Origin of the sequence: Micromonospora luteifusca, from assembly GCF_016907275.1 — a bacterium.
Classification (GTDB): domain Bacteria; phylum Actinomycetota; class Actinomycetes; order Mycobacteriales; family Micromonosporaceae; genus Micromonospora; species Micromonospora luteifusca.
In genome coordinates this window covers 6,856,286-6,875,474 of record NZ_JAFBBP010000001.1, presented here as the reverse complement: position 1 = coordinate 6,875,474, position 19,189 = coordinate 6,856,286, and the positions used below count along the sequence as shown (strand labels likewise).

The 19,189-nt window shown below is 71.3% G+C and carries 20 protein-coding genes; 10 read left to right on the top strand and 10 right to left on the bottom strand.

Annotated features, from left to right (window positions below; translation table 11 throughout):
- Positions 1 to 5 precede the first annotated feature (5 nt).
- Complete coding sequence (locus JOD64_RS31195; RefSeq protein ID WP_204945556.1) at positions 6 to 1,412, top strand: KamA family radical SAM protein; 1,407 nt, start codon at positions 6 to 8, stop codon at positions 1,410 to 1,412.
- A 7-nt stretch (positions 1,413 to 1,419) separates the two neighbouring features.
- On the opposite strand, the gene JOD64_RS31190 is transcribed toward JOD64_RS31195, so the two are convergent.
- Positions 1,420 to 1,977, bottom strand: coding sequence for a TetR/AcrR family transcriptional regulator (locus tag JOD64_RS31190; RefSeq protein ID WP_204945555.1), 558 nt, complete (start codon positions 1,975 to 1,977; stop codon positions 1,420 to 1,422).
- 103 nt (positions 1,978 to 2,080) lie between these two features.
- Here JOD64_RS31190 and JOD64_RS31185 point away from each other — a divergent pair, with 103 nt between their 5' ends.
- Positions 2,081 to 3,025, top strand: coding sequence for an NADP-dependent oxidoreductase (locus JOD64_RS31185; RefSeq protein ID WP_204945554.1), 945 nt, complete (start codon positions 2,081 to 2,083; stop codon positions 3,023 to 3,025).
- A gap of 75 nt (positions 3,026 to 3,100) precedes the next feature.
- On the opposite strand, the gene JOD64_RS31180 is transcribed toward JOD64_RS31185, so the two are convergent.
- The 3 genes from JOD64_RS31180 to JOD64_RS31170 form a co-directional block, all read right to left on the bottom strand.
- Positions 3,101 to 3,814 carry a polysaccharide deacetylase family protein gene (locus JOD64_RS31180; RefSeq protein ID WP_307813846.1) on the bottom strand — a complete coding sequence of 238 codons (714 nt, stop codon included), beginning with the start codon at positions 3,812 to 3,814 and terminating at the stop codon, positions 3,101 to 3,103.
- Between the two features lie 362 nt (positions 3,815 to 4,176).
- Positions 4,177 to 4,521 (bottom strand): YnfA family protein, encoded by a 345-nt coding sequence (locus JOD64_RS31175; protein ID WP_204945553.1) that lies wholly within the window; start codon positions 4,519 to 4,521, stop codon positions 4,177 to 4,179.
- Positions 4,522 to 4,594: 73 nt separating this feature from the next.
- Complete coding sequence (locus tag JOD64_RS31170; protein ID WP_204945552.1) at positions 4,595 to 4,789, bottom strand: CsbD family protein; 195 nt, start codon at positions 4,787 to 4,789, stop codon at positions 4,595 to 4,597.
- Positions 4,790 to 4,966: 177 nt separating this feature from the next.
- Between JOD64_RS31170 and JOD64_RS31165 the strand changes: the two genes are divergently transcribed.
- Positions 4,967 to 5,578 (top strand): histidine phosphatase family protein, encoded by a 612-nt coding sequence (locus JOD64_RS31165; RefSeq protein ID WP_204945551.1) that lies wholly within the window; start codon positions 4,967 to 4,969, stop codon positions 5,576 to 5,578.
- Here the strand turns inward: JOD64_RS31165 and JOD64_RS31160 are convergent.
- The 3 genes from JOD64_RS31160 to JOD64_RS31150 form a co-directional block, all read right to left on the bottom strand.
- Complete coding sequence (locus JOD64_RS31160) at positions 5,508 to 6,014, bottom strand: Lrp/AsnC family transcriptional regulator (protein ID WP_204945550.1); 507 nt, start codon at positions 6,012 to 6,014, stop codon at positions 5,508 to 5,510. The genes JOD64_RS31165 and JOD64_RS31160 overlap by 71 nt on opposite strands.
- 114 nt (positions 6,015 to 6,128) lie before the next feature.
- Complete coding sequence (locus JOD64_RS31155) at positions 6,129 to 7,271, bottom strand: acyl-CoA dehydrogenase family protein (protein WP_204945549.1); 1,143 nt, start codon at positions 7,269 to 7,271, stop codon at positions 6,129 to 6,131.
- Positions 7,268 to 8,377, bottom strand: coding sequence for a M24 family metallopeptidase (locus JOD64_RS31150; RefSeq protein WP_204945548.1), 1,110 nt, complete (start codon positions 8,375 to 8,377; stop codon positions 7,268 to 7,270). Before JOD64_RS31150 ends, JOD64_RS31155 begins: the two co-directional genes overlap by 4 nt.
- Positions 8,378 to 8,578: 201 nt before the next feature.
- Between JOD64_RS31150 and JOD64_RS31145 the strand changes: the two genes are divergently transcribed.
- Positions 8,579 to 9,949 carry a glycosyl hydrolase family 18 protein gene (locus JOD64_RS31145; RefSeq protein ID WP_204945547.1) on the top strand — a complete coding sequence of 457 codons (1,371 nt, stop codon included), beginning with the start codon at positions 8,579 to 8,581 and terminating at the stop codon, positions 9,947 to 9,949.
- A gap of 37 nt (positions 9,950 to 9,986) precedes the next feature.
- On the opposite strand, the gene JOD64_RS31140 is transcribed toward JOD64_RS31145, so the two are convergent.
- On the bottom strand, positions 9,987 to 10,874 hold the full coding sequence (locus tag JOD64_RS31140) for a winged helix-turn-helix transcriptional regulator (protein ID WP_204945546.1): 888 nt from the start codon (positions 10,872 to 10,874) through the stop codon (positions 9,987 to 9,989).
- 82 nt (positions 10,875 to 10,956) lie between these two features.
- Between JOD64_RS31140 and JOD64_RS31135 the strand changes: the two genes are divergently transcribed.
- The 3 genes from JOD64_RS31135 (at position 10,957) to JOD64_RS31125 (ending at position 13,601) form a co-directional block, all read left to right on the top strand.
- Complete coding sequence (locus JOD64_RS31135) at positions 10,957 to 12,231, top strand: MFS transporter (protein WP_204945545.1); 1,275 nt, start codon at positions 10,957 to 10,959, stop codon at positions 12,229 to 12,231.
- 163 nt (positions 12,232 to 12,394) lie between these two features.
- The gene (locus tag JOD64_RS31130; RefSeq protein WP_204945544.1) at positions 12,395 to 12,616 is read left to right on the top strand and encodes a hypothetical protein; all 222 of its coding nucleotides are present in this window, start codon (positions 12,395 to 12,397) and stop codon (positions 12,614 to 12,616) included.
- Positions 12,617 to 12,674: 58 nt separating this feature from the next.
- Positions 12,675 to 13,601, top strand: coding sequence for a 5'-3' exonuclease (locus JOD64_RS31125; protein ID WP_204945543.1), 927 nt, complete (start codon positions 12,675 to 12,677; stop codon positions 13,599 to 13,601).
- 23 nt (positions 13,602 to 13,624) lie between these two features.
- On the opposite strand, the gene JOD64_RS31120 is transcribed toward JOD64_RS31125, so the two are convergent.
- Positions 13,625 to 14,341 carry an isocitrate lyase/PEP mutase family protein gene (locus JOD64_RS31120; protein ID WP_204945542.1) on the bottom strand — a complete coding sequence of 239 codons (717 nt, stop codon included), beginning with the start codon at positions 14,339 to 14,341 and terminating at the stop codon, positions 13,625 to 13,627.
- Positions 14,342 to 14,500: 159 nt separating this feature from the next.
- Positions 14,501 to 14,791: a GNAT family N-acetyltransferase gene (locus JOD64_RS31115; protein WP_307813842.1), complete on the bottom strand. Its 291-nt coding sequence runs from the start codon at positions 14,789 to 14,791 to the stop codon at positions 14,501 to 14,503.
- A gap of 164 nt (positions 14,792 to 14,955) precedes the next feature.
- Here JOD64_RS31115 and JOD64_RS31110 point away from each other — a divergent pair, with 164 nt between their 5' ends.
- The 3 genes from JOD64_RS31110 to JOD64_RS31100 all read left to right on the top strand — a co-directional run bounded on the left by JOD64_RS31110 (position 14,956) and on the right by JOD64_RS31100 (position 19,172).
- Positions 14,956 to 15,654, top strand: a complete 699-nt coding sequence (locus JOD64_RS31110; RefSeq protein ID WP_204945540.1) for a DUF1223 domain-containing protein — start codon at positions 14,956 to 14,958, stop codon at positions 15,652 to 15,654.
- Between the two features lie 40 nt (positions 15,655 to 15,694).
- Positions 15,695 to 16,102, top strand: coding sequence for an MmcQ/YjbR family DNA-binding protein (locus JOD64_RS31105; RefSeq protein WP_204945539.1), 408 nt, complete (start codon positions 15,695 to 15,697; stop codon positions 16,100 to 16,102).
- A 157-nt stretch (positions 16,103 to 16,259) separates the two neighbouring features.
- Entirely contained in the window at positions 16,260 to 19,172 is a 2,913-nt protein-coding gene (locus JOD64_RS31100; protein WP_204945538.1) for a glycosyl hydrolase, read from the top strand.
- The last annotated feature ends 17 nt before the right edge of the window (positions 19,173 to 19,189 follow it).

The window sequence follows — 19,189 nt, the reverse complement described above, 5'->3', positions numbered from 1 at the left end:
GGGCCGTGACCCAGACCCAACCGGTTGAGACCATCCCTCAACCCCGTCACGCCCCGGTCGCCGTACCGACCGCCGGGCAGCCATACGAATACCACCGCCGCCCCCTGGTCGAACCCGACTGGACCCGCTTCCCCGGCTGGCGACACATCACCCGCGACCAGTGGGAATCCGCCCAGTGGCAACGCGTCAACTGCGTCAAGAACATCAAGCAGCTCCGCGCCGTCTTCGGCGACCTCATCGACGACAGCTTCTACACCGACCTCGAGGCCGACCAACAGGCCCTCGCCACCATGTCGATGCTCGTACCACCCCAAATGATCAACACGATGGTGCCGTTCGCGCCCCTCACCACCGAGGCGCTGCTCGCCGACCCCATCCGCCGATACATGATCCCGGTCGCCTCCGACCGACGCACCGACTGGCCGTCACACCCCTACGCCAGCCGCGACAGCCTGCACGAACACGACATGTGGGTCGCCGAAGGCCTCACCCACCGCTACCCCACCAAGGTCCTCGCCGAACTGCTCTCCACCTGCCCCCAGTACTGCGGCCACTGCACCCGCATGGACCTCGTCGGCAACTCCACCCCCGCCGTCGACAAGCTCAAACTCACCCTCAAGCCCGTCGACCGCTACGACGCCCACATCGCCTACCTCAAGGGCCACCCCGGCGTACGCGACGTCGTCGTCTCCGGCGGCGACGTGGCCAACGTCCCCTGGCGCAACCTCGAGTCGTACCTGATGCGGCTGCTGGAACTGGAAACGGTCCGCGACATCCGGCTCGCCACCAAGGCCCTCATGGGCCTCCCCCAGCACTGGCTGCAACCCGACGTCGTCGAAGGCCTGGAGCGCGTCGCCCGCACCGCCGCCCGCCGCGGCGTGAACCTCGCCATCCACACGCACGTCAACCACGCCCAGTCGCTCACCCCACTGGTCGCCAAGGCCGCCCAGACCGCCCTCGACGTCGGCGTCCGCGACGTGCGCAACCAGGGCGTGCTCATGCGCGGCGTCAACGCCACCACCCCCGAGCTGCTCGACCTCTGCTTCGCGCTACAGGGCGAAGCCGGGATCCTGCCCTACTACTTCTACATGTGCGACATGATCCCCAACGCCGAACACTGGCGGGTCCCGGTCTGGCACGCCCAGCAGCTCCAGCACGACATCATGGGCTACCTCCCCGGCTACGCCACCCCCCGCATCGTCTGCGACGTCCCCTTCGTCGGTAAGCGCTGGGTGCACATGCTCACCGACTACGACCGCGAACGCGGCATCTCCTACTGGACCAAGAACTACCGCACCTCCATCGAGTCCGCCGACCTGGAGGCACTCAACAAGCGCTACGCCTACTACGACCCGATCGACACCCTGCCCGCCGACGGCCAGCAGTGGTGGACCGACCACCGCGACGACTGACCACCAATCAGACGCGGATTCCGGCGAGGACGAGATCGGCGAGCCTGCCGATCACCTGGGCGCTCGTCCTCGCCGGCAACCGCCGCAGCGACGCGATGGCCAGGAGACCGGCCCGAACATCGTCCACGTCCACGCCGTCACGTAGCACGCCCGCGGCCCGTGCACGGGCGACCAGCACGTTCAACGCCTGCGCGTGCTCCCGCCGTTCGGCACCGAAGACGGCACCCATCTCGCCGGACCCCAACAGCGCCTCGTTGAGCGCCTGGTCACGGATCTGCCGATCGGCGAACTCCAGGACCATGCCGGACAGCGCCCGCCACGGGTCAGGATCGTCGAGGGCACGACGCATCTGCACAGCACAGGCCTCGACACGCTCGGCGAGGACCGTCGTGACCAGGTCGGTGCGGGTCGGGAAATGCCGATAGAGAGTCGCCACCCCGATCCCCGCCCGCCGGGCCACCTCGCGCATGGGCGCTTCCAGCCCTGCCGCCGCGAACGTCTCCCGCGCTGCCGCCACGACCCGCTCACGGTTGGATCGGGCGTCGGCGCGCTGCTTCTGAGGCATCTTCAACCCTCCCCCTTCTCACTTGAACCCATAGCGGAACAGCTGCTCCGGTTCCGGGCTACGGTACGGCTACGACCACGTTATCGAGGCTGAGGAGCCGCTGATGTTCGCAGTGCAGTTCGACCGGTTCGGCGGCCCGGAGGTACTTCACCTCGCCACGGCCGACGCGCCACGACCAGGAGCCGGCCAGATCCGGATCCGCGTCCGGGCCGCCGGAGTCTCCCCGGTCGACGTCGGACTCCGGGCGGGCCGCACCCCGATGAGCGCCCAGTTGCCACTGCCGCACATCCCCGGCGTCGACGCGGCCGGAATCGTCGACGAGATCGGCGACGACGTCGACGGCGTGACGGTCGGCGACCACGTCTTCGGTGTCGTCGAACTGGCAAAGCTCGGCGGCGCAAGTGCGCAGTTCGCGGTACTGCCGCTCTGGGCACACAAGCCCGCAACCATGCCATGGGCGCAAGCGGGCGCGGCGGGCTCCAGCACCGAGACGGCCACCCGGGCCCTCGACCTCCTGGACCTGCGACCCGGCATGACCCTCCTCGTCGACGGCGCCGCGGGCGGCGTCGGGAGCATCGCCGTCCAACTCGCCGCAGCCCGCGGGATCCGGGTCATCGGCACCGCCCGCACCGACAACCACGACTTCCTCCGCCAACTCGGGGCGACACCCGTCACCTACGGGCCCGGCCTCGCGAACCGACTCAACGCCCTGGACGCGCCTCGGGTGGACCGCGCACTCGACGTCGCCGGCGCCGGCTCCCTCACCGAACTGCTCCAACTGACCGGCGACCCGGCAGCCGTGCTGACCCTGGCCGACTTCACCGCACCCACCCACGGCATTCGCCTGTCCATCGGCCAACTGGCCGGTGAACCCGACGGCCGGCACGGCCTGAGCGCCGCCGCCGAACTGTTCACCGAGGGCCGGTTCACGGTGCCGATCGAGGCTGAATTCCCCATCCAGAAGGCGACCGACGCACACGAGACGGTCGAACACGGATCCCGGCGAGGCAAGATCGTCATGACCGTCAACGACGCGCAAGACATCTGACCCGCCACGACCCGGCACCCCGGGGAACCAACAACCCGGGGACGCCGCGGACCTCGGCCCGAACGCGCGCGCCGGTCAGTCGCCGGCCAACACCTCCGACAGCGGCGCCGGCACCAGGTCCCGCTCCCGCAGACCAGCCAGGATGTGCGGCAACGCCTCGTCGGTCATCGCCGCGTTCGCCTCGGTCACATGCATGATCACCACCGACCCGGGGCGGACGTGGTCCAACACCGCCCGCACCAACGGCTTCCACGCCGTCGCGAACGGATCGCCGCTGACCACGTCCCCGTCGACCACCGTCACACCCAGCGGCGCCAGCGCGTCCAGCGCCGCCGCGTCATGGCACAGCCCCGGAAAACGGAAGTACCGGGTCTGCCGACCCCCGTACGGCTCGATCACCGCGAACGTCCTCGCCACGTCGTCGGCCAGCTTGTCGACCGGCAGTCGGGGCAGGTCGTAACAGTCATCGGTGAACGCCGCGTGCCCGTAGGTGTGGTTGGCCAACTCGAAGCGCGGGTTACCGGCGATCCGCCGGGTCACGTCCGGATACCGCTGCACCCACTTGCCGGTCAGGAAGAAGGTCGCCGGCACCCGCTCCCGTTCCAGCAGGTCGAGGATGCGCAGGTTCGCGTACGACTTCACCCGCCCGGCCCGCAGGCTGGCCAGCATCCCGTCGGTCATGTCCGCGTCGAAGGTCAACGCGACCTTGTCGCCGGTGCGCGGCCCGTGATCCACCACCAGCGCCCGGCTCCCCACCCGCGTCGCCCCGGGCGCCGTCGCCCCCGGCACGGTGGGAACCGTCGGCGTCTGGACAACCTGCGGTGTGCGGGAAAGCGTCGGAACCGCCGGCGATGCGGTGGCGCTGGCCGACGGTGGGGTAGCGCTGGCCGACGGTACGGCCGGAGAGGCAGACGAACCAACGAAGACCGGCCTGACCGGCCTGTCCGGTGGCACTCGGGTTGCCGCACACCCGGCACTTCCGACAACGGCCACCGCCACCAGTACGCCACACCACAACGGGCGAAGCCAAGCTCGGATCACGCCGCAGATCATCGCAGACGCGAAAACACCTCACTGCCCCCGTGCGCCAGCCCCCGCCCCGCCGATCTTGCAGTTTCGGATGTCGACATGAGTGGGAAGCAGGGACAGGGTTACGCCGCGGAGCCGCCGCGCGGGGCGTACATGATGACCGCCACGCCGAGCAGGCAGAGCGCCGCACCGGCCAGGTCCCACCGGTCCGGGCGGAAGCCGTCCACCACCATCGCCCACCCCAACGAGCCGGCCACGAACACCCCGCCGTACGCGGCCAGAATCCGGCCGAAGTTCGCGTCCGGCTGGAACGTGGCGACGAAGCCGTAGCAGCCCAGCGCGACCACGCCGGCGGCGATCCACCACAGACCGCGCTGCTCCCGCCAGCCCTGCCAGACCAGCCATGCGCCACCGATCTCGGCCAACGCGGCCAGTGCGAACAACACCAGGGAGCGAAGCACAGTCACTCGGCGACAGTATCCGCAGCACCTGACGGGTCCCCGGGCAACGGTGCGCCCGGGGACCCGTGGACCGCTCAGGTCACTTGTTGAAGGCGTCCTTCATGTTGCGCCCGGCGTCCTTGACGTTCTGACCGGCCTGCTTGGCGCGCGCGTCACCCTGCTGGCTGGCGCCCTCGCCACGCATCCGCTCGTTGTCGGTCTTGTCGCCGACGCGCTCCCTCGCGGCGCCGGCCATCTGCTCAACCTTGTTCTTGGCCTTCTCGGTGAAGCTCATCGCGCCTCCTCGGTCTGGCGGTTGTCCTGGCTCGCTTGCCCGGTCTCCCGGTGCCGAAACCGGTGGTGCCGGTCGGCACACCGCGTAAGGCATCCTAGGAAGATAGGTTGAGAGGTGAGCGGCGGCGGTGTTCGAGCCCGCCGCATGCCGACCTGACCTCGGTGGTTAACTGGCCGCATGGGAGAGCTCCTGCTGATCCGGCACGGCGAGACCACCTGGAGCGCCAGCCTGCGGCACACCTCGTACACCGACCTGGAGCTGACCCCCGACGGCGAGCGGCAGGCCCGCACCCTCGCCGCGTTCCTGGCCGGCCGGCGCTTCGTGACCGTGCTGGCCAGCCCTCGCTCCCGGGCGCTGCGCACCGCCCAGCTGGCCGGGCTCACCGTCGACGCCGTCGACGAGGACCTCAGCGAGTGGAACTACGGCGAGTACGAGGGCCGCACGACCGTCGACATCCACGAGGACCAGCCGCACTGGAACATCTGGACCGACGGCTGCCCCGGCGGGGAGTCACCCGCGCAGGTGGGCGAACGACTCGACCGGGTGCTGGCGCGCGTCACCCCGCTGCTCGACCGGGGCACCGTCGCCCTGGTCGGCCACGCGCACAGCCTGCGGGTCCTCGGAGCCCGCTGGATCGGCCTACCCCCGTCCGCCGGCGGACGGCTGCGCCTGGAAACCGCCACGGTCAGCGCGCTCGGTCACGAGCACGGCCGGCAGGTCATCCTGCGGTGGAACCAGCCGGCTCCTCCGGCACCCGGGACCGCGACCGACTCGGTGCCGCAGCGCTGATCTTCGGCGGCCGGTTCTCGTACGGGGTGGACAGCACCACCGTGGTCCGGGTCGTGACGTTCGCCGACGTACGGATCTCCTGCAGCACCCGCTCCAGGTCGGTCGGGCTCGCCACCCGCACCAGCAGCAGGTAGAAGTCCTCCCCCGCCACCGAGTAGCACGAGTCGATCTCGGGCAGGTGAGCCAGCCGCTCCGGCGCGTCGTCCGGCTGCGACGGGTCGAACGGGCGGATCGCCACGAACGCGGTCAACGGGAGGTCCAGCGTCTCGAACGAGACCCGGGCGGCGTACCCCTTGATCACCCCGCGCTGCTCCAGCCGGCGCACCCGCTGGTGCACCGCGGACACCGACAACCCCACCTTCTCGGCCAGGTCGGTGTACGACAGTCGGCCGTCGGCGGTCAGCGCGGCGACGATAGCGCGGTCGATCTCCTCCACGGCGTGCAACCTACCGGGAAAACGGCTCGACGGCGACGAGGTACCCGCCGGGCCGGGCCGGCGGCGCGGCGCGGTGGATCACCGCAGCCGCGCCGCGCCGCCTCGTTGGCCTGCTCAGCCCTTCGCCAGCGCTCGGGAAATCACCATCCGCTGGATCTGGTTGGTGCCCTCCACGATCTGCAGCACCTTGGCCTCGCGCATGTACCGCTCCACCGGGTGGTCGGCCACGTAGCCGGCGCCACCGAGCACCTGCACCGCGTCGGTGGTCACCCGCATCGCCATGTCGGTGGCGAAGAGCTTCGCCTTGGCCGCCTCGATCCCGTACGGCCGACCGGCGTCACGCAGCCGGGCCGCGGCGAGGGTCAGCGCACGGGCGGCGGAGATCTGGGTGGCCGCGTCGGCGAGCATGAAGCCGAGCCCCTGGAAGTCGATGATGGACCGGCCGAACTGCTGCCGCTCCCGGGCGTAGGCCACCGCGTAGTCCAGGGCCGCCTGGGCCAACCCGACCGCGCAGGCCGCGATGCCCAGGCGGCCGGAGTCCAGTGCGGACATCGCGATGGTGAAGCCGACACCCTCGCCGCCGATCAGCCGGTCGGCCGGCACCCGCGCCTCCTCGAAGGCGATCTGCGCCACCGGGGAGGCGCGCAGTCCCATCGTCCGCTCGGCCGTCTGCGGGGTGATGCCGGCCGTGCCCGCGTCGGCGAGCAGGCAGGAGATGCCCTTCGGGCCGGGTCCTCCGGTGCGGCAGAAGATGTTGTAGAAGTCGGCCGTCGCCGCGTGGGTGATCCACGCCTTGGTGCCGGACACCAGGTACACGTCGTCGTCACGGACCGCCCGCGTGCTCAGCGCCGCCGCGTCCGAGCCGCCCTGCGGCTCGGAGAGGCAGTACGCGCCCAGCAGCTCACCGCCGAGCATGTTCGGCAGGAGCTTGCGCTGCTCGTCAGTGCCGAACGCGAACACCGGGTAGCAGGACAGGGTGTGCACGCTGACCGCCTCGGCGACCGCGAGCCAACGGCTGGCCAGGATCTCCAGCACCTGCAGGTAGACCTCGTACGGCTGGGCCGCGCCGCCGTACTCCTCGGGGTAGGGCAGGCCGAGCAGGCCCGCCCGGCCGAGGGTACGGAGCACTCCGCGGGGGAATTCGGCGCGCTCCTCGAAGGCGGCGGCCTTCGGCGCGAGCTCGCGGTCGGCGAGCTCGGTGGCGAGACCCAGCAGGTCGTGGGCCTCGTCGGTGGGCAGGATCCGGTCGACAGTCATAGTGCGATGAGCTCCGTGGGGGTGGTGTTGAGCCGTTGCACGCCGTCCGTGGTGCAGACGACGATGTCCTCGATGCGGGCGCCGTGCCGGCCCGCCAGGTAGATGCCCGGTTCGATGGAGAACGCCATGCCGGCCTGGAGTGGGCGGTCGTTCCCGGCCACCAGGTACGGCTCCTCGTGACCGTCGAGCCCGATGCCGTGGCCGGTGCGGTGCAGGAACGCGGGGCCGTAGCCGGCGGCGGCGATCGGCTCCCGGGCGGCGGTGTCGGCCGCCGCGCCGGTGACCCCGGGCCGCACCGCGGCGACCGCGGCGCGCTGTGCGTCGTGCAGCACCGCGTAGTACTCCAGGAAGTCGGCCGGCGCCGGCCCACCCGCCACGTAGGTGCGGGTGCAGTCCGAGCGGTAGCCCGAGGCCATCGTCCCGCCGATGTCGACGACCACCGGCTCTCCGGCGCCGATCGGTCGGTCCGAGGTGCCGTGGTGCGGGCTGGCTCCGTTCGGCCCGGCCGCCACGATGACGAAGTCGACGGTGACGTGCCCGGCGGCCCGGATCGCCGCGGCGATGTCGGTGGCGACCTCGGCCTCGGTGCGTCCGGGGCGCAGCCACCGCGCCATCTCCTGGTGCACCTGGTCGATCGCCGCGCCGGCCTCGGCGAGCGCCGCGATCTCCGCGTGGGACTTGCGGATGCGCAGCTCGCGCAGCACCTCCGCGGCGAGCCGCTGGGTGGCGTCGGGAAGGGCCGCGCGTAGCGCGAGGACCTGCTCGGCCCACATCCGGTTGGACAGTCCGACCGCCGTGACCGGGCCGTCGAGGGCGGCGACGACCAGGGGGTACGGGTCGGTGCCGTCGACGTGGTCGACGATGCGTACGCCGGTCGCCGGTGCCGCCTCCGCCGCCGGGCGTTCCAGTCGGGGCACGATGAGGGTCGGTGCGCCGACGGCGGGCAGCACCAGGCAGGTCAGCCGCTCCCCCGCGTGGGCGTCGTACCCGGTGAGGTAACGCAGGTCGGAGCCGGGTGTGAGCAGCAGGGCGTCCAGACCCGCAGCGGCGGTGGCGCGCTGCGCGGCGATCAGCCGGTCCGGCGGATACAGCTCGTCGATTCCCACACCAGCAGCTTAACGGTCGTTCGGTTAAACCCCCATACCGCGCCGGCGGCACAGAAATCCATAGACGTTGATTGACTCGGACAGTTAACACTCTTTAAGATTTAGCTGCCTCGAGGCCCACCCGTCCCTGCGTCCCGCACCTCCCGCCCGCGACAACCCTGCGCGGGCGGGTGTCGTCCCCAGCCCACGGGAAGGCCCCCGATGTCCTCACCACTGCGCCGCGCCCTCGCCGCCGGCCTGCTCGCGCTGGCCACAGCCGGTGCCACCCTCACCGTCACGTCCACCGCCGCGCAGGCCGTGGTGCTGCCGAACAACTTCAAGAGCGTCGGCTACATGCCCTCCTGGGCCGGCAACATCAACACCGTCCAGTACAACAAGCTCACCCACATCAACTACGCGTTCGTGCTGCCCAACAACGACGGCAGCCTGCGCGCGGTGGAGAACCCGAGCAAACTCTCCTCGCTGGTCTCCCTCGCGCACGCCAGCAACGTCAAGGTGTCCATCGCCGTCGGCGGCTGGAACGACGGCAACGACTCGGCCTTCGAGGCCCTGGCGGCCAACTCCGGCAGCCGGACCAACTTCGTCAACAACCTGGTCAACTTCGTCAACCAGTACAACCTCGACGGCGTCGACATGGACTGGGAATACCCCGACCCGGGCGCCTCGGCCAACAACTACACCCAGCTCATGACGCAGCTCAGCAGTGCGATGCACAGTCGCGGCAAGTTGCTCACCGCCGCCGTCGTCTCCGAGGGCGGCAGCGTCCAGGGCGTACAGACGGCCGTGTTCGGCCAGGTCGACTGGCTCAACATCATGGCGTACGACGGCGGCAACCCGCACGCCAACTACGACTGGTCGATCGCCAGCATCAACCTGTGGAAGAGCCGCGGCCTGCCGGCCAGCAAGGCCGTGCTCGGCATCCCGTTCTACAGCCGCCCCGGCTACTTCACCTACTCGGCGCTGGTCGACCTGGACCCGGCCAACGCCAACCGGGACTGCACCACCGCCGGTGGCGCACAGCAGTGCTACAACGGCATCCCGACGGTCAAGCGCAAGACGCAGTGGGCCCTGGCCAACGCCGGCGGCGTGATGAACTGGGAGCTGTCCCAGGACAAGAACAACTCGGCCTCCCTGGTCAGCGCCATGTACGACACCATCATGGGCGGCACCACCCCGCCGCCGACCGGTCGTACCGGCCGGATCACCGGCATCGGCGGCAAGTGCGTCGACGTGGCCGCGGCGAGCACGGCCAACGGCGCCGCCATCCAGCTCTATGGCTGCAACGGCACCACCGCGCAGACCTGGACCGTGGCCAGCGACAGCACGCTGCGCGCCCTGGGCAAGTGCGCCGACATCGCCAACGGCTCCACCGCCAACGGCGCGAAGATCCAGCTCTGGGAGTGCAACGGCAGCGGCGCCCAGGTCTGGCAGGCGCAGTCCAACGGCACGCTGCGCAACCCGCAGTCGAACAAGTGCCTGGACGCCACCGACAACAGCTCCGCCGACGGCACCCGGCTGCAGATCTGGGACTGCTTCGCCGGCGCCAACCAGCGCTGGACGCTCCCGGCCTGACGGTACGGCCCACAAGGTCCCCGGTCGACGCCCCGCGTCAGCCGGGGATCCTTGTGTGCTCGCGGACCAGGGTGAGCATCTCCTGTACCGAGCCGGCCGGGTCGGTGACCGGGAACTGCACGGCTCGCACCACCGACGAGGGGTCGACCAGCAACGTCAGCCGCTTGAACCGGGTGATCCCGCCGGCCCGGAAGGTGGGCAGCAGCAGCCCGGCGGCGAGCCGACCGTCCTGATCGGACAGAAGAGGGAACGGCAGCCCGGCGTGCGCGGCGAAGTCGCCGAGCTGGTCCGGCCGCTGCGTGCTGACTCCCCACACCCGCGCCCCAGAGGTCTGGAAGTCGGCGTACCGGTCGGCGTAGGTGGTCGACTCCAGGGTGCAGCCACGGGCACCGGGAATGTCGGCCCAGCCCGGCGGGTAACCCTGCGTCCCGGGCGCGTAGGCCCCCGGGAAGAGGTAGAGGACGCTCCACGCGCCGCCGCCGGTCAGCGCGACCGGTTGCCCGTCCGGCCCGGGCAGGGCGACCTCGGGCAGCGGCCGCCCGATCAGGTCGTGCACCCGGCGGGCCTCGGCAGAGTCGGCGTCGGCGGTCGCGGTCAGCTCACCATCGCCCATCAGATGTCTCGTTCCCCAGTCCTGCAACGCGATCAGCACCGGCAGTAGCCCCTCACCCTTGGGGGTCAGGAGATAGTCGAAGCGCGGCGGGTGTCGGGAGTACGGGCGGCGTTCCAGCACGCCGTGCTCGACCAGGGCGGCGAGGCGTTCGGTCAGCGCTCGACGGCTGACACCCAGCTCACGCTGCAGCGCGTCGAAGCGGGTCGTCCCACCGGCGACGTCGCGCACGATGAGGAACGTCCACCAGTCCCCCAGCACGCCGAGCGCCTGCGCGATGCCGCAGTCCGCATCGGCAAGATCCTCTCGCCGCACCCGCCACCTCCGTTCGTCCTCGCCACGACTATAGTCCGTTCCAGATTGGAACTCACTAGTTCGACGAACGGGGGCCGACGACATGCGCGTCGAAGACCGAGCCGGAGTGTTCTGGCGCTGGTGGACCGCCGGCACGGCCAGCCTGGTCGGGTCGGCGGTCGGCTCGGTGGCCCTGCCGCTGACCGCGCTCACCGTCCTCGACGCGTCCGCGTTCCAGATGGGCCTGATCGCCGCGGCCAGCTACGTCGCCTGGATCGTGATCGGGCTGCCCGCCGGTGTCATCGTGCAGCGCCTGCCGCTGCGCGGCGCCCAGGTGGGTGCCGACCTGGCCCGCGCGGTCGCCGTCGCGTCCATTCCGCTGGCCTGGTGGTGGGGCCACCTCACCGTCGCCCACCTGGTGCTCACCGCACTCGTGGTCAGCTTCGCCAACGTGCTCTTCGACGTGGCCAACTCGACCTTCCTGCCCAGGATCGTGGACCGCGAGCAGCTGCAGTCGCGCAACAGCCTCACCTCGGCCACCCACGCCGCCGCCCAGCTCAGCGGCCCCTCCCTCGGCGGGCTCGCCGTGCAGGCCCTCGGCGCGGTGCCCACCCTGCTCATCGACTCGGCCAGCTACCTCGTCTCGGCGGCACTGCTGCGCACACTGCCCGCCAGCCGAGTCGACGTGCCGGAGCGCTGGCCACCGGTCGGCGAGCTGATTCGCGAAGGCTGGCGCTTCGTCGTGCACCACCCGGTGATGAGACCGAGCATGTGGGCCGCGACGGCGATGAACTTCGTCTGCGGCGCCCAGTACGCGCTCTTCCCGCTCTACCTGGTCCGCGAGCTGCACGCCCCGGCCGGTCTGGTCGGGCTGCTCGTCGCCGTCGAGGGGGTCGGCGCGTTGGTCGGGGCGGCGCTCACCACGTGGATCACCACCCGGATCGGCACCGCCCGCGCACTGATCGCCGCCGGCTTCACCACGGTCGTCGGCGCGTTCCTGATCCCCTGGGGCACCGGTTGGCTGGCGTACGCCGCCTTCGCCGCCGGCAGCATCATCTTCTCCCTCGGGACGGTGGTGCTCAGCGTGACGACCCGGACCTACCGACAGATCGCCAGCCCACCCGACCTGCTCTCCCGGGTGATGGCCACCGTGCGGTTCGTCTCCTGGGGCGCGATTCCCGTCGGCGGGCTGGTCGCCGGCGCGCTGGCCGGCCCGCTCGGCGCCCGAGCCACGCTGTTCGTCTTCGCGGCGACCCTGGTGTGCGCGCCGCTGGTGCTGCTGCTCTCCCCCGTCCGGCGCCTGCGCGACCTCACCGACCACGACCGGGACGACCCGACGCGCCCCGTCGCGCCACCGGTCACCGTGGGAAGTCGGTGACCCCCGCCCCCCGGACCGGCCGCCCTCGGCCGGGAAGGAACGCCACCCCGGCGGTCTGCGCCGTGCGGGGCACCGCCCGCACGGCGGTTTCCTGGTCGGGCGGCACCGGGGGTCATAGCCTGGATCGGGGGCCCGCGCGGGCTCCCCGACCGGGAGGTCCGACGTGGCAGCGAACGATCGGGGGGCGACACGCCGTCGCCGCCAACTGTGGGCCGGGGTCCTCGCACTCGTCGGTCTGGTCCTGCTGATCATCGGCGTCACCGTGGCCGACGGAGTCGCGGCCTGGGTCGAGGTGCTGGTCGCGATCCTGCTGCTGGTGACCAGTTACGTCGTGCAGCACCTGGTTCGGCGGGACACGGTCTACCGGCGCGACGAGCAGCGCTGACACCGCCGACGGCCGGGCATACCCCTGATCGTCGGAGGCTTGTGCCAGGCTGTCCGGCGTGGCACACCGACCCCCGATCCTGCTGATCGATTCCGCCAGCCTCTACTTCCGGGCCTACTTCGGCATTCCGGAGTCCGCCGCCCGAGCCGAGGACGGCACCCCGGTCAACGCGGTACGCGGCTTCCTCGACATGCTGGCCACCCTCATTCGCGGACGCGGCGCCGACCGGATGGTCTGCGCCCTGGACTACGACTGGCGTCCCGCGTGGCGGGTCGACCTGCTGCCGTCGTACAAGGCGCACCGGGTTGCCCCGCAGGGTGGCGAAGTCGTTCCGGACACGCTCTCCCCGCAGGTGCCGATGATCCTGGAGGTGCTTGCCGCGGTCGGCATCACCACTGTCGGCGCGACCGGTTACGAAGCCGACGACGTGCTCGGCACGCTCTCGGTGACCCAGCCGGGCCCGGTCGAGGTGGTCTCCGGTGACCGGGACCTGTTCCAGCTCATCGACGACGCCCGGCCGGTCCGGCTGCTCTACGTCGGGCGCGGCGTCGCCAAGCTCGACGACTGCGACGACGCCGCGGTGCGGGCCCGCTACGGCGTGCCGGCCGACCGGTACGCCGACTTCGCCGCCCTGCGCGGTGACCCCAGCGACGGGCTGCCCGGGGTGGCGGGCGTCGGCGAGAAGACCGCCGCCCGGCTCATCGACCGGTACGGCAGCGTCGCCGGCATCCTGGCCGCACTCGACGACTCCGACTCGTCCTTCGCACCGGGGCTGCGCACCAAGCTCGCCGCAGCCCGCGACTACCTGGGCGTCGCGCCGACGGTGGTCCGGGTCGCCCTGGACGTGCCGCTGCCGCAGCTGCCCACCGCCCTGCCCACCGCCCCGGTCGACCCGGACCGGCTGCTGGAGCTTGCCGGTCGGTGGAACCTGGCCGGCTCGACCCGCCGACTGGTGGACGCCCTCGCCGCCCGCGCCGACGCCTGACCACCGGCCTCGCGGGGCCCGCGTCAGGCCCGGAGCGCCGCCGCGAGATCGCCGATCGCCTTCGTCGCGTACCGCTGCATCCCCGGGCCGAAGGTGATGCGGGTCGCGCCCTGCCGTCCCAGCTCGGCCACCGATTCCCTGCTCGGCCCGGCGGCCATGTTGAGTGGGCCGACGATGCCCTCCCGCAGCGCCGGGAGCACCTCGATCGGCGCCAGCAGGGGGTAGACGCAGTCGGCGCCGGCAGCCACGTACAGGCGGGCTCGATGCACGGCATCGGCCGGGTCACCCGTGCCGAGAAGGAACGTGTCGACGCGCGCGTTGATGAAGAGAGCGTCGCCCGCCTCCGCCCGCACCTCGGCCAGCCAGTCCGCGTGCCGCTGCGGGTCCTTGAGCGTCCCGTGACCCTCCGAGTCCTCCAGGTTGCAGCCGACGACGCCCGCCTCCAGCAGCCGCCCGACCAGCTCGCTGGGGGCGAGGCCGTAACCGCTCTCGACGTCAGCGGACACGGGGACGGAGACAGCTCGCACGATCCGCGTCACCGCGGCGAACATCTCGTCGGGCGGGGTCGAGCCGTCCTCGTAACCGAGTGAGGCGGCGATCCCGGCACTCGGCGTCGCGAGTGCCGGGAACCCGGCGTCGGCGAGCGCCCGGGCGCTGGCGGCGTCCCAGGGCCCCGGCAGGACCAGCGGGTCGCCGGCGGCGCGGCCGTGGTGCAGGGCGCGGAAGGTGGCGGCTGTCATCGTTCGTGTCTCCTCATCGAAACGCGCTGCTCGGTAGGCCGGACACCGACATGATCGACACCACATCGGCGATGTTGGGGCGTCAACCGGCCCGGATACCCCAACGTCGGCGATCTGGGGTGGATCACCTCGGCACGGTAGCTCCCGCCCGTTCGGGCCCTACTTGACCTTGCGAGTCGAGCGGATCACGATTCCCTCGTACTCCGGGTGCTTGACCAGCCACTTGGCGAGGAATGGGCAGATGGGCACCACGGTCCGCTTCCTGGCCCGGGCGTCGTCCATCACCGCGCGGGCCAGCGTCGACCCGACGCCTCTGCCCTCGAACGCCGGATCGACCTCGGTGTGGGTGTAGGCGATGATGGTGCCGGTCAGCTGGTAGGTGACGACCCCGGCGACCACACCCGCCTCGTCGCGCGCCTCGAATCGCTCCCGCTCTGGCACGTCTGTCACGGTGAACTCCACCAGGCCATCCAACCACCAACCCCGCCACCGCCCACGTCGAGGCCGGCCCGGAGGGCGACAGCACGCGCATTGTCTCGGCCATAGCGGGAAACGCAGCGGCGCCCGGCCGGTAGCAGCACCGCCCGGCCGGTTCGTGGGAGGAGACGCGCCACATGACAGACCGGTCGACGGACGGCGGCATCGCCGTCGTGGAGATGTTCACCTCCCAGGGCTGTTCGAGCTGCCCGCCCGCCGAGGAGGTGCTGGCCGAGATCGAGCACGACGCCCGGGAGCGGGGGCGGCCCGTCTTCGCCCTCGGCTTCCACGTCGACTACTGGGACGACCTGGGCTGGCCCGACCGGTTCGCGGACGCGGCGTACACCGCACGGCAGGAGGCGTACGCCCGCGCCTTCGGCACCGGACGCCTGTACACACCGCAGATGGTCGTCAACGGCACCGTCGAGTTCGTCGGATCCGATCGCCGACGGGCAGCGGGTGCGATCGAGTCGGCCCTGACGTCGGCCACGACCACGCCTCTCGCGCTCTCCGTCTCCGATGCCGACGGCGGGCACCGGGTGGTGGTGGACTACCAGGCCGGGCAGCCGCCGGGGCGCACGGTGTTGAACGTGGCGGTGGTGGAACGCGGGCTGGTCAGCGAGGTCGCCCGAGGCGAGAACGCCGGGCGGACGCTGCGGCAGGACAACGTCGTACGCGCCTTCACGTCGATGAGCCTGAACACCGGGCGGGGACGGGTGGAGCTGGCGGTGCCGCCGGATCTCGATCCGGGCAGTGCCACGGTCGTCGGCTATGTGCAGGAGAACGGCGAGGAGTCCATCGTCGGCGCCACGGCCGTCGACCTGTCCACCGCGTAATCTCGACGCATGCGGGTGGTGTGCGGTGCGAGGGGGCTCAGTGGCTGACGCGGACGACGTACGCCGTGTGGCGCTGGCCCTGCCGCACACGGCGGAGATCGCCAGTGACGGCTTCGACTTCCGGGTGGCCGACAAGGGCTTCGTCTGGTCCTATCCGGAACGCGTCCCGGGCAAGCCTCGGGTGATCCGACTCGACGTCGCGGTGCTGTTCGTCGGCGACGAGGCCGAGAAGCAGGCTCTCCTGCTCGGCGAGCCCGATCTGTTCTTCACCGCGCCCGGCTACGACGGCCTGCCCCTGGTGCTGCTACGCCTGGCGGCGGTCGACGTCGAGCGCCTGAGCGAACTGGTGACCGACGCGTGGCGGATGCGCGCGCCCGAGGCGCTCCTGAGCGACCTCGACGGCTCCGACGGGTCGGTCATCGCGACGAGCGCGGGCGCCGGCACATAGCGACATCAGCACGCAACGGGTAGGACACATTGACGGGGATCTCAGTACTCCATTACCGTGACTGTGAGAGCGCTCTCTCGCCTGACCTTCGCCCCCAATTCAGACGCAACGCGTCGGACCCGGCTAGGGCCGCACCCCGGCGCGCGATGGAGGCACCATGAAACCTCCCGTCCCCCACCGCCGCTGGGCCCTGGCCGCCGCCACCGCTCTGGCCCTGGTCGTCGGCGGCCTCGCGATCCCCGTCACCCGCGCCGCCGAGGCCGCGCCCGTCGGCGCCGGCAGCTACACCACCACCCCCGTCGGGCCGCTCCCGAGCGGATGCGGCGCGATGTCCAGCAACCCCCGGCAGTTCGCCACCGCCAACGCGCCGGCCGGGCCGATACCCACCAACGACTGGTGGTCCTCGCTGCTGTGGAAGCGCACCGACTGCGCCTTCAGCGAGCCCCTGCACGCCCACCCGATCTCGTACGACACGTTCACCGACGGCCTCGGCTTCTCCGCCAACTCCACGCCCGCCATCAGCGGCACCGCGACCGGCGTCGGGGAGTTCCACTACCCGTACGTGCAGGACATCCGGGTCGGCGTGGCCGGGCTCGGCGCACCCCTGGTCAAGGTCGACGGCTGGACGGACTGGACGGTCAGCCCGCACTGGAGCGACGGCACGCGCACGCTACGCGCCACCATCGGCCACGGCCTGCCCTTCGCGTACTTCCAGGCCACCGGCGGGAACGCGCAGATCAGCACCGCCGGCACCCCCGACGTCTGGTCCAACAGCGGCGCCACCATCGGTTTCCGGGTCAACGGCCACGACTACGTCGGGTTCGCGCCCAGCGGTGCCAGCTGGACCGTGGCCTCCGGCCGGATCTCGTCCACCCTGGCCGGCCGCGGCTACTTCTCCGTCGCCCTCCTGCCGCCGACGTCCAGCACGGCGGAGCGCGCCGACCTGGCCGCCACCTACGGCCGGTACGCGCACGCCCACGTGACCGGCACCCAGGTGTCGTACGCCTACAACCCGGCGACCAGCGGCCTGACCACCACGTACGCGTTCACCACGACCGCCCGGGAGGGCACCGCCACGCAGACCGTGGTCAGCCTCTACCCGCACCAGTGGAAGTCGCTGAGCGGGTCCACCGCGATCACCCCGACCTACCCGTCGGCACGGGGCCGGATGAAGGTGCTCACCGGGGTCAACCAGTTCCGCACCGCCATGAAGTTCCAGGGCGTCCTGCCGGAGTTGCCGGCCGTCGGCGACGGCAGCGGCAGCGACCTGGCCACGCTCACCGGCCAACTGGCCGCCGTCCGCGCGAACCCGATGGACCAGCGCGGCAACGACACCTACTGGACCGGCAAGGGGCTCGGTCGGGCCGCCCGCATCGCCGAGATCGCCGACCTGGTCAACGACACCGCGACGCGCGACAGCGCGCTGAGCGCGATCCGCACCACGCTCACCGACTGGTTCACCGCGTCCAGTGGCAAGACCAGCAGGGTCTTCTACTACGACAACAACTGGGGCACGCTGATCGGCTACCCGGCGTCGTACGGCTCCGACCAGGAACTCAACGACCACCATTTCCACTACGGCTACTACATCGCCGCCGCCGCGACCCTGGCGAAGTTCGACCCGACCTGGGCGACCAGCAGCCGTTACGGCGGCATGGTCGACCTGCTGATCCGGGACGCCAACAACTACCGCCGCGACGACACCCGCTTCCCGTACCTGCGCGACTTCGACATCTACGCGGGCCACGACTGGGCCTCCGGGCACGGCTCCTTCGGCTCCGGCAACAACCAGGAGTCCTCGTCGGAGGGCATGAACTTCGCGAGCGCCCTGATCCAGTGGGGGCAGGCGACGGGTAACACCGCCGTCCGCGACGCGGGCGTCTTCCTCTACACCACCCAGGCCGCAGCCATCCAGGAGTACTGGTTCGACGTCAGCGACCAGAACTTCCCCGCAGCGTTCGGGCACTCGACGGTCGGCATGGTCTGGGGTGACGGCGGCGCGTACGCCACCTGGTTCAGCGGCGAGCCGGAGATGATCCAGGGCATCAACCTGCTGCCGGTCACCGGCGGCCACCTCTACCTGGGCAACAACCCGGCGTACGTGCGGACCAACTACGCCGAACTGGTTCGCAACAACGGCGGGCCACCGACGGTGTGGCAGGACATCCTCTGGCAGTTCCAGGCCCTCGGCGACCCCGACGCGGCGCTGGCGAACCTCCGCGCCAACCCCGGCTACACCCCGGAAGAGGGAGAGAGCCGGGCGCACACCTTCCACTGGATCCGCAACCTCGCGGCCCTGGGCACCGTCGACACGACGGTGACCGGCAACCACCCGCTGTCGGCCGTGTTCTCGCGCAACGGGGCGCGCACCTACGTGGCGTCGAATCCGACCGCGTCGCCGATCACGGTGACGTTCTCCAACGGCACCAACCTCAGCGTGGGGGCCGGCAGGACGGCCACCACCGGGGCGTACACCTGGAGCGGTGGCAACGCGGCCGGCGGTGTGACCCCGGGGCCGACGCCCACGACTCCCCCACCGACGACCACCCCACCCACGACCGCCCCGCCGACAACCCCGCCGCCGACGACCCCGCCGCCGACCTCGGGCGGTCCGACGCGGTACCTGCTGCCCGGGGGTGGGTTGGGCGGCGCCGGTAGCGCGGCCACGACGACGGTCGCGGCGGCCAACGGAAACCACGACGGTACGCCCACCAACGCGCAGGTCTTCACGGCGACCGGCCTCAACCTCGCCTACTCCGGCGGGCAGACCACGTTCGACCTGTTCGTGGACGCGGGGACAGCGGTCGGCAACGGTGTGCAGGTGCGGATCTCCTACGACCTCACCGGAAACGGCAGTTGGGAACGGGTGGAGACGCTGCGCTACTTCGCCACCGACCCGGTCCCCGGTTATGAGCACTACACCCAGAGCGCCGGCCTTGCCTCGGCCACCGGCACGTTGGGCTCGCTGAGCAACGGCACGGTCCGGGTCGAGATCTGGTCGGCGATCGGCAACAACCCCAGCACCGTGGGCATCGGCAACCAGTCGGTGCTACGGCTTCCGTACTCCTGATCGAAACACCCGGTCGC